The 13,756-nt window shown below is 66.4% G+C and carries 14 protein-coding genes and 1 tRNA gene; 7 read left to right on the forward strand and 8 right to left on the reverse strand.

What is annotated here, in order from left to right; genetic code table 11:
- Positions 1-80 precede the first annotated feature (80 nt).
- Positions 81-740, forward strand: a complete 660-nt coding sequence (locus EYE40_RS12565) for a rhomboid family intramembrane serine protease (protein ID WP_338029031.1) — start codon at positions 81-83, stop codon at positions 738-740.
- Positions 741-833: 93 nt separating this feature from the next.
- Here EYE40_RS12565 and EYE40_RS12570 read toward each other — a convergent pair whose 3' ends face one another.
- Positions 834-1,079 carry a cell division protein CrgA gene (locus EYE40_RS12570; protein ID WP_130982261.1) on the reverse strand — a complete coding sequence of 82 codons (246 nt, stop codon included), beginning with the start codon at positions 1,077-1,079 and terminating at the stop codon, positions 834-836.
- Positions 1,080-1,160: 81 nt separating this feature from the next.
- On the opposite strand from EYE40_RS12570, the gene EYE40_RS12575 reads away from it, so the two are divergent.
- The 3 genes from EYE40_RS12575 to EYE40_RS12580 are packed head-to-tail and all read left to right on the forward strand — an operon-like array spanning position 1,161 to position 2,739.
- Entirely contained in the window at positions 1,161-1,946 is a 786-nt protein-coding gene (locus EYE40_RS12575) for a class E sortase (protein WP_130982262.1), read from the forward strand.
- Entirely contained in the window at positions 1,946-2,104 is a 159-nt protein-coding gene (locus EYE40_RS15525) for a hypothetical protein (RefSeq protein WP_193554512.1), read from the forward strand. Before EYE40_RS12575 ends, EYE40_RS15525 begins: the two co-directional genes overlap by 1 nt.
- On the forward strand, positions 2,101-2,739 hold the full coding sequence (locus EYE40_RS12580; RefSeq protein WP_130982263.1) for an anthranilate synthase component II: 639 nt from the start codon (positions 2,101-2,103) through the stop codon (positions 2,737-2,739). The genes EYE40_RS15525 and EYE40_RS12580 overlap by 4 nt, the downstream gene beginning before the upstream one ends.
- Before the next feature lie 15 nt (positions 2,740-2,754).
- On the opposite strand, the gene pknB is transcribed toward EYE40_RS12580, so the two are convergent.
- The 7 genes from pknB to EYE40_RS12615 form a co-directional block, all read right to left on the reverse strand.
- Complete coding sequence (gene pknB / locus EYE40_RS12585) at positions 2,755-4,470, reverse strand: Stk1 family PASTA domain-containing Ser/Thr kinase (RefSeq protein WP_130982264.1); 1,716 nt, start codon at positions 4,468-4,470, stop codon at positions 2,755-2,757.
- An 88-nt stretch (positions 4,471-4,558) separates the two neighbouring features.
- A complete protein-coding gene (locus EYE40_RS12590; RefSeq protein WP_130982265.1) occupies positions 4,559-6,199 on the reverse strand; it encodes a protein kinase domain-containing protein in 1,641 nt (546 codons plus the stop codon).
- The gene (locus tag EYE40_RS12595) at positions 6,196-7,650 is read right to left on the reverse strand and encodes a peptidoglycan D,D-transpeptidase FtsI family protein (RefSeq protein WP_130982266.1); all 1,455 of its coding nucleotides are present in this window, start codon (positions 7,648-7,650) and stop codon (positions 6,196-6,198) included. Before EYE40_RS12595 ends, EYE40_RS12590 begins: the two co-directional genes overlap by 4 nt.
- Positions 7,647-9,065, reverse strand: a complete 1,419-nt coding sequence (locus EYE40_RS12600; RefSeq protein ID WP_130982267.1) for an FtsW/RodA/SpoVE family cell cycle protein — start codon at positions 9,063-9,065, stop codon at positions 7,647-7,649. The genes EYE40_RS12595 and EYE40_RS12600 overlap by 4 nt, the downstream gene beginning before the upstream one ends.
- On the reverse strand, positions 9,052-10,293 hold the full coding sequence (locus EYE40_RS12605) for a PP2C family protein-serine/threonine phosphatase (protein ID WP_130982268.1): 1,242 nt from the start codon (positions 10,291-10,293) through the stop codon (positions 9,052-9,054). The genes EYE40_RS12600 and EYE40_RS12605 overlap by 14 nt, the downstream gene beginning before the upstream one ends.
- A gap of 4 nt (positions 10,294-10,297) precedes the next feature.
- The gene (locus EYE40_RS12610) at positions 10,298-10,807 is read right to left on the reverse strand and encodes an FHA domain-containing protein FhaB/FipA (RefSeq protein WP_130982269.1); all 510 of its coding nucleotides are present in this window, start codon (positions 10,805-10,807) and stop codon (positions 10,298-10,300) included.
- Positions 10,804-11,514 (reverse strand): FhaA domain-containing protein, encoded by a 711-nt coding sequence (locus EYE40_RS12615; RefSeq protein WP_130982270.1) that lies wholly within the window; start codon positions 11,512-11,514, stop codon positions 10,804-10,806. The genes EYE40_RS12610 and EYE40_RS12615 overlap by 4 nt, the downstream gene beginning before the upstream one ends.
- Before the next feature lie 294 nt (positions 11,515-11,808).
- Between EYE40_RS12615 and EYE40_RS12620 the strand changes: the two genes are divergently transcribed.
- The 3 genes from EYE40_RS12620 (at position 11,809) to EYE40_RS12630 (ending at position 13,732) form a co-directional block, all read left to right on the forward strand.
- Positions 11,809-11,892: transfer RNA gene (locus EYE40_RS12620), tRNA-Leu, on the forward strand.
- A 98-nt stretch (positions 11,893-11,990) separates the two neighbouring features.
- The gene (locus tag EYE40_RS12625) at positions 11,991-12,518 is read left to right on the forward strand and encodes a hypothetical protein (protein WP_130982271.1); all 528 of its coding nucleotides are present in this window, start codon (positions 11,991-11,993) and stop codon (positions 12,516-12,518) included.
- Between the two features lie 29 nt (positions 12,519-12,547).
- A complete protein-coding gene (locus EYE40_RS12630; protein ID WP_130982272.1) occupies positions 12,548-13,732 on the forward strand; it encodes a mannosyltransferase family protein in 1,185 nt (394 codons plus the stop codon).
- Positions 13,733-13,756: the final 24 nt, after the last annotated feature.

The following is a 13,756-nucleotide window of genomic DNA, read 5'->3' on the forward strand; positions in this document are numbered from 1 at the left end:
GGACGATCTGCCCGGAGTGCCAGACACAGGCCGCCGTCGGGGTGCATTGCCCCGAGTGTGTAGCTGAGGCGCGAGCCCGGATGCCCAAGCGCAAGCCCGCGATCGTCACCGCGTTCCGCCGCTCGAGCACCAAGCCCGTCGTCACCTATTCGATCATCGTGCTGAACGCGATCGTCTTCGCGCTGCAGTTCCTGCTCGGCGACTTCGTGTTCCAGAACTTCGCCTACGCACCGTTCCTCACGGCGTCAGAGCCGTGGCGCATGATCACCTCGGCGTTCCTGCACTCCGAGACCTCCATCTTCCACATCCTGTTCAACATGTACGCCCTGTTCATCTTCGGGCCGCAGCTCGAGCAGATGCTCGGGCGGGGGCGCTTCATCGCGCTCTACCTGTTGTCCGCATTCGGCGGATCGGTTGCGGTGCTGCTACTCGGGGATCCTACGGGCGGAGTGATCGGGGCATCCGGTGCCATCTTCGGCCTATTCGGTGCGTTCTTCATGATCCAGCGCAAGCTGGGCGGCAACACGATCCAGCTGGTGATCCTCATCGCGCTCAACCTGGTGCTCGGGTTCATCATCCCGAATGTGTCATGGCAGGGCCACGTCGGAGGACTCGTTGTGGGCCTCGCGGTGTCGTACGTCTACCTGCAGACCCGCTCGCCGGCGCAGCGTCGCTGGCAGATCGGCGGGGTCGTGGCGATCGCCGCCGCGCTCGTGGCGATCACGCTCATCGCCGCCTGAGTAAAGCTGAGGGAAAGTTCTCCACAGGTTAATCCACAGTGGGGATAATTACACGGCTGTAACTAGCCAGTGTTTGACCGGGCTGGCGAGAACTCAGCGCCAGCGCGTCGTCATCAGGAAGCCGACGAACATGATGCCGAAGCCGGCGACGATGTTCATGTACTTCCAGTCGGCGACGGGCAGCTGCTGGTCGCTCACGTAGTAGACGATGATCCAGATGAGGCCAATGAGCATAAAGCCGAACATGATCGGCTTGAACCACACCGGGTTCGGTCCGGGCTCGCTCGACGTTGAACTCACGGGACGTTCGGACTTGGTGCGGTCAGTGCTACGGGCCATGCCCAGAATCCTAGCCTTAAACGCCTGTCCGTCACCCCGGAGCGGGTGGGCGGCCACGACGTTCGCCGTAGAATCGGAAGCATGAGTAGCGAGTCGCAGCCCGTCGCCAGGCGGGGAGACGCCCGGAGGGCGAAGAGCTACCGCCGCTCGACCGGTATTCTCGTCATCGGCGAGCTGGCTGTCACGGCCGGTGTGCTCATCGCGCTGTTCCTCGGGTGGAAGCTGTATTACAACGACGCGATGTTCAGCAACTCGCAGACCTCTGCCGCCAACGAGCTCTCGCAGGAGTGGGCAGAAGAAGAACCGGCGGAGCCCGAAGGAACTTCCGAGGGAGATGAATCGGGAGTCGCACCCGTTGCGAAGCAGTTCGCCGACGGTGAGGCCTGGGCCAACATCATCATCCCGCGATTCGGCGCCGACTACCGCAAGCCGGTTGCCGAGGGGGTCGGCCACAACGTGCTCAACACGAGCCGTCTCGGCATCGGTCGCTACCCGACCACCAACCTTCCGGGCGAGCTCGGCAACGTGGTGCTCGCCTCACACCGCTCCGCATACGGCGGAGCGTTTCACAACATCAACGCGCTCGTCGTCGGCGACCACGTCTTCCTGGAGACCAAGGCCGGCTGGTACCAGTACACCTACCGCAACACCGAGTATGTGCGTGCGTCGCAGGGCGAGGTGCTCGCGTCGGTTCCGCATTTCGTGAACGAGACCCCGACCGAGAGCCTGCTGACCCTGACCACCTGCAACCCGCTCTACTCGACCGCCGAGCGCATGATCGTGTACACGGTCTACGACCGCTGGTGGCCGCGCGCCGGGGGAGCCCCCGACGAGATCGCCGGCACCGTGAACGCGGCGGGCAACTGATGTACGGCTGGATCTGGCGCACCCTGCCCGGCCCCGTATGGCTACGCGTGATTCTCGCTCTCGCCCTCGTCGCGGCGGTGCTCGCCGTGCTCGTCACGTGGGTTTTTCCGGCCATCGACCTGTGGTTGAACAATGAGGAAGTTACGCTGGACGAATGACGCGAGTACTGGTGGTCGACAACTACGACAGTTTTGTGTACACGCTCAACGGATACCTGCTGCAACTGGGTGCCGAGACGACCGTGGTTCGCAACGATTCATTCGCTGTGGATGACGCGGCGGCGACAATAGCGGACTACGACGCCGTGCTGCTCTCGCCCGGCCCCGGCACTCCCGCATCCGCCGGCGTCTCGATCCCCGTGGTGCGCGCCGCGATTGCATCGGGACAACCCCTGCTCGGCGTCTGCCTCGGACACCAGGCCATCGCCGAGGCCATGGGCGGAGTCGTCACCCATGCCGAAGACCTGATGCACGGCAAGACCTCGCTCATCGAGCACGACGGGAGCGCGTTCTACACCGGTGTGCCCGACCCGTTCACGGCAACCCGCTACCACTCGCTCGCGATCGTCGACTCCACGGTGCCGGACGACCTCGTCGTCACGAGTCGCACCGCCGGGGGAGTGATCATGGGCGTGAAGCACGCGAGTAGCCCGGTATACGGCGTGCAGTTCCATCCCGAATCAGTTCTCACCGAGGGTGGCTACCTGATGCTCGGCAACTGGCTCGCCGTCGCGGGCCTGCCCGAAGCCGCGGAGACCGCGAAGGGTCTCACGCCGCTCGTGCGGATGGGTTGAGCGGGCGAATACTCGCTAGGACTTGGCGCAGTAGGAGATGGTGACCTTCGACCGCTGGGGGTTGTCGCCCTTGATGGACTGGCTCTTCACCTTGTCGCCGGTGCAGTTCAGGTCGGGTACGGCATTGACCTGCAGTTGAAGGTCGGGGCCGCTGAGCACCGATGTCGCCTCGCCGATCGACTGGCCCACCACGTCGGGCACCGAAATCAGCCCATCGGACACCACGAGGTCGAGGGTGGTGTCGCTCGGGGTCACGAGAGTTCCGGTCGGAACGGACGAAGAGATAACGACGCCCTTCTTGATGGTCGCCGAGTGCGAGGTCGTCGTCACGCCGAGCGTGATGCCGAGCGCTTCGAGCCTGTCGCGCGCAGCCGCCTGGGTGAGTCCGGCGAGCTCGGGGATCTTGACCTTCGCCCCGCCGCTCGACACGTAGACAATGATCGACGTGTTCGGCGGTACCGTGACGCCCGCGGGCGGATCGGTACTGATGACGGTGCCGGCCTGCACACTGTCATCGACCTTGTCGACTCGCTGCGGGCTGAGCTTCGCCGTCTCGAGCTTGGCGGCAGCTTCGTCCCAGCCGAGCTTCTCGACGACGGGCACCGTTGCGGAGACACCCTCTCCGCCGAAGCTGGTCTGCGTGAGGCTGAACGCCCAGAAGCCGACGGCCACGATCACGACGGCGAGCACGGCGATGCCGCCCCAGATCCAGGCCACCGGCGGTCGGGCCTGCGTGCGGACCGAGCGATCGGTCTCCTCCGCGGAGAGCTGGCGGAGGGTTGCCTCCTGCCCACTCGTGGCGGTCGGGTTGACGCCGAACAGCGTCGAGTTAAAATCGTTGGCCGGCAGCTTGCGCGTGACAGCTGCGCCGGCCCCGGCCGACTCGACGTCGGCGCGGAACTCGGCGGCACTCTGGAAGCGCTCGAAGCGGTCCTTCGCGATCGAACGCAGCACCACGGCATCGAGCGATGCGGAGACGGAGGGATTCAGCGCGCTCGGGCGGGGCGCGGGCTGGTTGACGTGCTGGTAGGCGACGGCGACCGGGTTCTCACCGGTGAACGGGGCGCGACCGGTCAGCATCTCGAAGAGCACGATGCCCATCGAATACAGGTCGGTGCGGGCGTCGACCGCCTCACCGCGAGCCTGCTCGGGGGAGAAGTACTGGGCGGTGCCGACGATGGTGCTCGTCTCGGCGATGCTCGCGGAGGACTCGGAGATCGCCCGCGCGATGCCGAAGTCCATGACCTTCACCTGGCCGGAGGTCGTCACCATGATGTTGCCGGGCTTGATGTCGCGGTGCACGACACCCGCGCGGTGCGAGTACTCGAGTGCGGTGAGCACCTGTTCGGTGATGCGCACGGCTTCTGCCGACTCGAGCGGGCCCTGGGCGATCATGTCCTTGAGCAGGCGACCATCCACGAACTCCATGATGATGAACGGAACCTGAATCTCGGCGCCGAGGGAGTCGCGCACCGTCTCCTCGCCCGCGTCGAAGATGCGCACGATGGTCGGGTGCGCCATCTTGGCGGCGTCCTGGGCCTCACGGCGGAAGCGGCTGCGGAATGCGGGATCGGTGGCAAGCTGCGGTTTAAGCAGCTTGATCGCCACGCGGCGCCCGAGACGGGAATCGGTTCCGACATGCACGTCGGCCATGCCGCCCCGGCCGATGAGGTCGCCGACCTGGTACCTGCCTGCGAGCAGGCGGACACTTTGGGCTACGCCATCAGTCACGAAATATCTCCGGTCACTCCACGAAATTGCTCTGGATAGTGTACCGCCCGGCTCCGGTGAGCCCTGGGCGGAGGGTGCGGGTCGGCGGTCACTGGACGGTGAAGGTCAGGGTGTCCGAGACGATGGAGGGAAGCTTTTCGCAGAGCGCGGTATAGGCGACGGTCGTCGTTCCGGGGTTGCCCCGCAGAGTGATGTCCAGCGAGGTGGCGTTCTCGTCGACCGGATTGGGGCTGGCCGCCGTGCCGTTCGTCACCTCGAAGCTGTACCCGGTGAGCGGGTGGCCCGCGGGGCACTTGCCGTACGACGGCCACGTCACGGTGACCACGGTGGAGATGGGCTGCGGATCGACGGTCTCCGACGACAGGGGGTCGGGCTTGGCCGGATCGGCGAGGTCGGAGTAGAACGTGACCTCGATCACGTCACCCTTGGTCGCTCGACCCGTCGGGTTCACCCGGTAGGACAGACCGTTCTGGGCCTGCGTCGGGGCGACGTCGCCCGTGCGGGCCTGGAACTCGAGCTCGAGGGCCTCGATCTTCGCCTTCGCCTGGGCCTGCGTGAGTCCGACAAACTCCGCTTCGTCGACCTGAACGGTCGTCGAAGACGGAGAGGGCTCGATCGAGGGTGGCACCGAGCTGCTTGGCGTAGTCGGAGCGGGCTCCGGCTCCTCATCCGGGTTGAGGGTGAGCGCGATGATGACCGCGACGAGCACAACGGCGAGGATCGAGACGAGGGCGACGAGCGGCCAGGTCCACGGGTTGCGCTTACGCACCTCCTCGAGCGGGGCGGTCGGCGGCGTCGCCGACTCGAGCACGGTCGTGGCCTGAGTGGGCTGCCCGTAGTTCGCCCCGACGGTCGCCGCGAGGGAACCGGAGCCGATGATGCCGGGCACGGCGGCGGCGGCGGCCGCGACATCCCCTCGGCGAAGCGACTGGGCCGCGCGCGCGAGGTGGGCGGCGGAGGCGGGACGATCGGCCGGTGACTTGGCGAGGCAGGAGTAGACGAGGTTGCGTACGGGCTCCGACACGGTGACCGGGAGCTCGGGCGGGGTCTCGTTGATCTGCGCCATGGCGATGGCCACCTGCGACTCGCCCGTGAAGGGGCGGCGGCCGGCGAGGGCTTCGTAGGCGACGATGCCGAGCGAATAGATGTCGGTGCTCGGGCTCGCGGAGTGGCCGCTCGCCTGCTCGGGTGAGAGGTACTGCACGGTGCCCATGACCTGGCCGGTCGCGGTGAGGGGAACCTGGTCCGCGATACGGGCGATGCCGAAGTCGGTGATCTTCACGCGGTTGTCGGGCGTGATGAGCAGGTTGCCGGGCTTGATGTCGCGGTGGACCAGACCTGCGGCGTGCGCGGCGGAGAGAGCGTTCGCGGTCTGCGCCACGATGTCGAGCACGCGGTCGCTGGAGAGCACCCGCTCTCGCTCGAGGATTGCCGAGAGTGCCTCGCCGGGCACGAGCTCCATCACGAGGAAGGCGCTGCCCTCCTCCTCGCCGTAGTCGAAGACGTTCGCGATGCCCTCGTGGTTGACGAGGGCTGCGTGGCGCGCCTCGGCGCGGAAACGCTCGAGGAAGCCGGGGTCGCCGAGGTACTCGTCCTTGAGGATCTTGATCGCGACGGTGCGCCCGATCACCAGGTCGGTCGCCTGCCAGACCTCGCCCATGCCACCAATCGCTACGCGACTGGAGAGCTGGTATCTGCCCCCGAATGTGAGGCCGCTTGTGGGTCTCATCTGCTTAGCACCGCCTCTATGACTTTCTTTGCTATTGGAGCTGCGATCTGGTTTCCGAACGCCGACTGGCCGAGGCCGCCGCCGTTCTCCACGACAACGGCAACCGCTACCTGCGGGTTGTCAGCGGGAGCGAAACCGGTGAACCAGAGTGTGTACGGCCGCGAGCCGCCGTTCTCGGCTGTACCGGTCTTTCCACCCACGTCGACCCCGCTAATTCTCGCATTACTCGCGGCCCCGTTGGCGACCCCGTCGACCATCATCTGCTTGATGATGTCGGCGTTCTCGGGGCTGATCGGATTGTTGAAGACCGTGGGCTCGAACTGCTGCAGCACGGTCAGGTCGGGGCCGAGGATCTTCTCGACGACTGTGGGCTGCATGACTGTGCCTCCGTTCGCGACAGCGGCCGAGACCATTGCCATTTGCAGGGGGGTGACGCGGTCGCTCGCCTGGCCGAACGAGGAGAGCATCTGCTCGGCGTCGCTCGCGGTCTGCGGGTACTGGCTCGGCGTGGACGCCATGGGCAGGTCGAACGAGGTGCCGAATCCGAAGCCCTCCGCCATGTCCCGAACGCGCTCGTTGCCGAGCGCGAGTCCCAGTTGAGCGAAGGGGATGTTGCACGACAGTCGCAGGGCGGTCGCGATGGACGCGTTCTCGCCCCCACCGCAGTTGCTGCCGCCGGCATTGCGGATGACGTTGCTGCTCTCCGGCAGGGTCAGGCGCGGAGGGTTCGGGAACTCGGACTCTGGGGTGTATTCGCCGCTCTCGAGCGCGGCCGCGGTCATGATGATCTTGAACACCGACCCGGGCGGGTACAGGTCGCCGCCGATCGCGCGATTGACGAGCGGCTTGCCGGCGTCGGCGCTGAGCGCTTCGTAGCTGGCGATGACCTCGGAGGTCTTGTGCACGGCGAGCAGGTTCGGGTCGAAGGATTCCTTCGAGACCATCGCGAGGATCTCACCCGTCTGCGGGACGATGGCCACCACCGCTCCACTGTTGCTGCCGAGCGCATCCCACGCCGCCTGCTGCACGGAGGCGTCGATGGTCGTCTCGACCGCAGCGCCCTTCGGATCCTGCCCGGTGATGATGCCGTAGAGCTTGTTGAGGAACTGCTCGTTCGCCGACCCGCTCAGGTAGTCGTTGAGGGATCCCTCAACGCCGGTGTTGCCCTGGTTGAGGGTGAAGTAGCCGGTGACCGGCGCGTACAGCGGGCCGTTCGAGTAGGTGCGCAGGTACGAGAACGCGTCGTCGACCGGGGTCGACTCGGCGATCGCGACGCCGTCGACGAGGATCGGACCGCGCTCGGCCGAGAAGCTGTCGTACAGGGTGCGCGAGTTGCGCGGGTCGGCCTTGAGGGAGTCGACGCTGGCGACCTGGATGACGCTTGTCGACACGAACAGCGCGAGGAACATGAGCAGCACCACGGTACTCACGCGCTTGAGTTCCTTGTTCACGGCTCGATCACCGCCCGGGGCTGGTTGCGCACGGTGTCGCTCAGGCGCAGCAGCAGCGCGACGATGATCCAGTTGGCGACGAGAGACGATCCACCGGCCGCGAGGAACGGGGTCGTCAGACCGGTGAGCGGGATGACGCGGGTCACCCCACCGACCACGATGAACACCTGCAGCGCCACGACGAATGCGAGGCCGACCCCGAGGAGGCGACCGAAGTCATCCTGCCCGGCGAAGCCGATGCGGAAGCCGCGGGCGACGAGCAGCAGGTAGAGGCAGAGGATGGCGAACAGGCCGATCAGGCCGAGCTCCTCGCCGAGGCTCGCGATAATGTAGTCGCTCTCGGCGAGCGGCACGATGTTCGGACGGCCCACACCGAGTCCGGTTCCGATGAGACCTCCGTTGCCGAGACCGAAGAGTCCCTGCACGAGTTGGAAGCTTCCGCCCTGACGGTCGTAGTTCACCTGGCTGAACGCGTCGAGCCAGGCGCTGAAGCGGCCCTGCACGTAGGCGAGGACCTGGGCGGCGACGAGAGCGCCGGCAAGGAACATGCCGAGGCCGAGCACGATCCAGCTCGCGCGCCCCGTGGCCACGTAGATCATCACCAGGAAGAGGCCGAAGTAGAGCAGCGAGGTGCCGAGGTCGCGCTGGAAGATGAGCACACCCATCGACACAGCGAAGATCACGAGGATCGGACCGAGATCGCGGGCGCGGGGGAACCGCATCCCGAGCACACGCCTGCCGACCATGGAGAGCGAGTCGCGCGCGGTCACCAGGTAGCCGGCGAAGAAGATCGCGAGCGCGATCTTGGCGAGCTCGCCGGGCTGGAAGCTCAGCGGGCCGACCTGGATCCAGATGCGTGCGCCGAAGCGCTCGTCGCCGATACCCGGCAGGAGGGGGAGCAGCAGCAGCACGATGCCGGCGAACATCGCCACGAAGCGGAAGCGCTGCAGCACGCGGTGGTTGCGTACGACGACGATCACCGCGATCGAGATGGCGATCGCGATCGCGGTCCAGACGATCTGGCGGATGCCCGCGCTGTCCCAGCCGGTGAAGCCCTTGGCGAGATCGATGCGGTAGATCATCGCGACGCCCAGGCCGTTGAGCAGGGTGGCGACCGGCAGGATGAACGGGTCGGCTTCGGTCGCGATGAACCGCATCACGATATGCATCGCGAAGACGAGCGCGGTGAGCCCGAAGCCCAGGGTGATGATGCTCGAGTCGATGGCCCCGAGCGCACCGAGCTGCACGAGGCAGATCGCGGCGAGGTTGATGGTGCAGGCGAAGACCAGCAGAACGAGTTCGAGATTGCGCAGGCGTGCGGGCACGCGCAGGCGCAGCTTGATCGCCCCGGTCAGGTTCAGGCGGCCCGTGGATGTGTTCACCGGGCCGGTCGCTACGTCGTTAATTGCTGGCATCGACCAGCTGCTCCACTATGCGTTCGGCGTCGGCGAGATCGGAGGCGCTGATCGTCGCCATCACCGCCTTGCGCGAGAAATCGGACAACTGGTCGAGACCGAGATCGGTCTTGCGGTACACGTTGGAGAGGCTGATCGGCCCGAGATCCTGCTGCACACCCTGATAGATCGCGACCGAGGTGCCACTCGCGCCCACGAAGAAACGGGTCTGGGTCCACTGGTAGCCGATCACCGCGGCGGCGACCACCGCAGCGACGATGAGCGCGAGCACAACGAGCCAGGTGATGCGGCGACGCCGGGCGCGCTTGCGGTCCTCGAGGATCAGCTCGTCGAGGTAGCCGTCTGACTCCGGTTCGAAGTGGCTGTCGTCGGGCTTCGTCGCCTTGAGGGGATGAAGCAGCAGCGTCGGCAGCCGGATCGCCTTGCGGCCCGTGTCGCCCTCGAACACGAGCGGGACCGAGGCGGATCCGACCGTGAGAGGGGGAACGTGCGCCGAGCCCTCGGCGGAGTCGATGTCGACGATGACGACGGTGACGTTGTCGGGGGCACCCTGGTCGAGGCTGTCCTTGACGAGACGCTCGGCCGCATCCTGGGCGAGCGGGTTCGTCATCAGGGCGGCAGCGATCTTGTCCTCGCTCACGTAGCTGCTGAGTCCGTCGGAGCAGAGCAGCCAGCGATCTCCGTCTCGGACGGGAACAACCGAGGTGTCGATCTCGGGGGTGGCATCCACGTCGCCGAGCACGCGCATGAGCACGGAACGGCGGGGGTGGACGGCGGCCTCCTCTTCCGTGATGCGGCCGGAGTCGACCAGGCGCTGCACGAACGTGTGATCAGAGGTCACCTGCTTGAGCTCGCCATCCCGAAGCAGATAGATGCGGGAGTCGCCGATGTGAGCGATCGCGGCTTGGCCATCGACGAGAAGCATGCCGCTCACCGTTGTGCCCATGCCGGTCAGTTCGGGGTGGTCGAACACGGTCTCGGCGAGCATCGCGTTGGCCGCGGTGAGGGAGGCGTGGAAGGCGAACTCGGCCTCGGAGCCCGAGGAGAACTGCTTGTCGATGTCGATGACGCGGTTGACGGTGATGGCCGAGGCGACGTCGCCGCCCGCGTGGCCGCCCATGCCGTCGGCGACGACGAACAGGTGCGAGCCGGCGTAGCCGCTGTCCTGGTTGTTGGCGCGGATCTTCCCGACGTGGGAGACGGCCGCGCTCTTGCCGCTAGTGGCCATTCACCTACCGCCGAAGTTCAAAACTCGTTGTGCCGATCTTGACTGGCGTGTTCACGGGTACCTGGGTGGGAACGATGACGCGGGTTCCGTCGAGGAATGTTCCGTTGGTCGAGTCTAGGTCTTGGATGACCCAGCCGTCCTGCCAGAGCAGCAGGCGCGCGTGGTGTGTCGAGGTGTAGTCGTCGCGGATGACAAGACCGGACTCGCTCGCGCGGCCGATGGTCAGCTGCTCGGAGGGGAGGGGCAGTTCGAGCCCCTCCTTCGCGCCGCCGGTGATCACGAGACGGGTCGCACCGAGCGAGCTCGAGTTGGTCGACCGGCTGGGAGCCGCGGGGGAGGGCGCGACGGTGACCGGCGGTGCCGAATAGACGGGGGCTGCTGCCGCCGGTTCGGGCTGCTTACGCACCCGCTGGCCGAACAGGTCGCTGCGCAGCGCGTAGACGACCGCGAAGACGAAGAACCAGAGCAGCCCGAGGAAGCCGAAGCGCAGGATGAAGAGGGTCAGTTCACTCATCGGCCCGCCTCGTCGGTTCGGGAGCCGGCGAGACGGTCATCGGAAGATTGGGCGAGCACGCGGAACACAATACGCGTGCGACCGATGTCGATGACGGAATCGGGAGACAGCGGGGCCTTCGAGACCTTCTCGCCGTTGAGTAGCGAACCGTTGGTCGACCCGAGATCGTTGACCTGCGCGCGCTTGCCGTCCCAGAGGATCTCGACGTGCTTGCGCGAGATGCTCGAGTCGTCGACGGTGATGTCGGCGTCGCTGCCGCGGCCGATGACCGTGTGCGAGCGGGTGATCGGGTAGCGCTTGCCGGCGATGTCCACGATGGGCGTCCACGCGATACTGCCCTGCGCGCCGACCGAGGCGACCTCGATCATGCCCTCGCTCAATCCGGGCTTCTGCTCGAACCGGATGGAAATGCCGCCCGCAAAGGAGTACCCCTGCGCCGCAGCGTGCTGTTGCACGAGCGCGGTCAACTCGTCGGTGAGGGGGGCGCCGAGTCCGGTCATCCGCTCGAAATCGCCACGGGCGAGGCGCACGGTGAACTGGTTGGGCACCAGAATGCGGTCGCGGGAGACCACGGCTGCCTTCGTGTCGAGTTCGCGGCGCAGGGCGCTCGTGATCTCGATCGGCTGCAGACCGCTTTTGAACGTCTTGGCGAATGCGCCGTTGACGGCTCGCTCAAGGCCTCTTTCGAAGCTGTCCAGAAGCCCCACGACTCTCCCCTGGTTGGCTGACGGGTTTACACGATGCTACCGGCTGCTCTTGTGTACCAGCCGGAGATCCGCTGATTTACACCGAGCGGATGACGCGGCGCTCGCCGGGCGGATGACCCCGCGCCTCGGGCCTGCGGCGCTGTCGTGATGCGGCATGTGGGGAGAATCCGGCCCGGGATGCCCCAATTGCCGCAATAAGCCCGACTCACCCGGCTGCGACGCCGACTGGTGGGCTCAGACCCCAGTCGCCCTGTGGTAATCTCGTTCGGTTGGCGCCTCGTGCGGCAATGTTAGGCGCGAGTGGCGGAATTGGTAGACGCGCACGGTTCAGGTCCGTGTGTTGGTAACGACGTGGGGGTTCAAGTCCCCCCTCGCGCACAGAACGGCCGGCAGACAGATATCTCTGGATGCCGGCCTTTTTTGTTGCCAGAGACAGCTGCGTCATCCACCGCTTCGCCATGCACCACGATTGCCGTATGACAGATCTCGCTAAGCACCCTCTCCTCGCCGGTCTCCGCGAAGGGTCTTCACTGCGCTGGAGCCAGTCCAATGGTGACTTCGACATGGATCATTCCGCCTTCGAGCAGGTCGAGGTGTCGATCACGGATGCCACGGTCCGCGTTCGTGCGCGCACCGATCTCGACATGCTCAGCTTCTACTGGGATGCCGATCCGGCCCAGATCGAGGATGACAAGGACCTCATCCGCGGCTTTCTCGGAACGCTGCCGGGAGTGATTGTCGACCCCGGCGATGAGAACTGGGAGACCTACGACATCTGGGTCGACGTGACACCCGATTCGTTCGACGTGGCCCTCGAGTCGGTATTCGACGTGCTCGATGTCGCGGAGAACCACCCGAGCGGCGCGCGCTTCGCAGAATTGCTCGACGTGCGCCCCGGGGAGGAGGTCATCGCGTTCTGGACCGACCTCCGCCGGTACCTCGAGTCGCAGCGGGTCGCGGACGGCAGCGCTGCAGACGCGGGACCGGTCGCGCCGAAGCCCTGAGCGGGCCGAGGGCTACTCTGGGGGACACCATGACCGCCACCGCACCCCGCTCGCTGGCGGCAAGGGTTCGATCGCTGCCCGGCTGGGCCGCCCTGCTGCTGGTCTACGCCGCATCCCGCGTGTACAGCACCACACTTCTCGGCAGCATGTTCGGGATGGCCCAGGCGCACGACTGGGACCTGCCGAGTTCCCGCCCCGACCAGTCGTTCTTCAACTTCTCGACCAGCTGGGACGGCACCTACTACCGTCGGATCGCCGAGCACGGGTATCCGAGCGAGCTGCCCGTCGATGCCGACGGTTTCGCGGTGCCCAACGTCTGGGCGTTTATGCCGGTGTTCCCGTTTCTCGCGAAGCTGCTCGCCCTGACCGGGATGCACTTCGACGTCGCCGCGGTGATCGTGGCAACCCTCGCGGGCGCGGGAGCCGCGCTCGTGCTGCACCGCCTCGTCGCGAGTGTCTCGAACCCGGTCGCTGCGCTGTGCACGACCGCGCTGTTCTGCTTCGGTCCTCTGGGCTTCCTGCTGCAGGTCGGTTACGCGGAGAGCCTGTTCCTGCTGCTCACCTTCGCGAGCCTGCTCGCACTCGTGCAGCGGCGATACGTTCTGCTGACCGGCCTCGCCCTCGTCGCGGCGTTCGTGCGTCCGGGGATCCTCGCCGTCGCGCTTGCGCTCGCCGTGCACTTCATTGTGCGCTGGTTCTCGAAGGACCCGTTCCCGTGGCGTGATCGCATCGTCATCGTGGTGGGCGGGCTGCTCATCGCCGCCGCCGGACTCTCCTGGATGCTGATCGCCACCGCGGTCACCGGTCACGAGAATGCCTACCTCGAGACGGAGCTCGCCTGGTGGGTGGGCCTGGTCGGGCGCCAGCACTTCGTGCCGCTCACCCCGTGGTTCGCGATCTCGTGGCGGTGGCTCGGGATCGGGGGCGTCATCCTCGTTCTCCTGATCAGTGCCGGCTTCGTCGTAGCGCTTACCCGCCGGTCGACTCGTGCACTGGGACTCGATGTTGTCGCCTTCTCCGCCAGCTATGGCCTGTACCTGCTCGCCGTCTTCCTGCCGCAGCAGAGCACGTTCCGCCTGCTGCTGCCGCTCACGCCGCTGCTCGGCAACCAGACACTGTGGAACTCGCCCGTGCGCCGCTGGGTCCTGCTCGGCACGGGCGCCGCGCTCCAACCGGTCGGCGTCGTCATGCTCTGGTTCCTGACCTACCCGTAGTCTCGTCTCACTCGCACCTTCCGC

It is taken from the genome of Glaciihabitans arcticus (assembly GCF_004310685.1).
GTDB classification, from domain to species: domain Bacteria; phylum Actinomycetota; class Actinomycetes; order Actinomycetales; family Microbacteriaceae; genus Conyzicola; species Conyzicola arctica.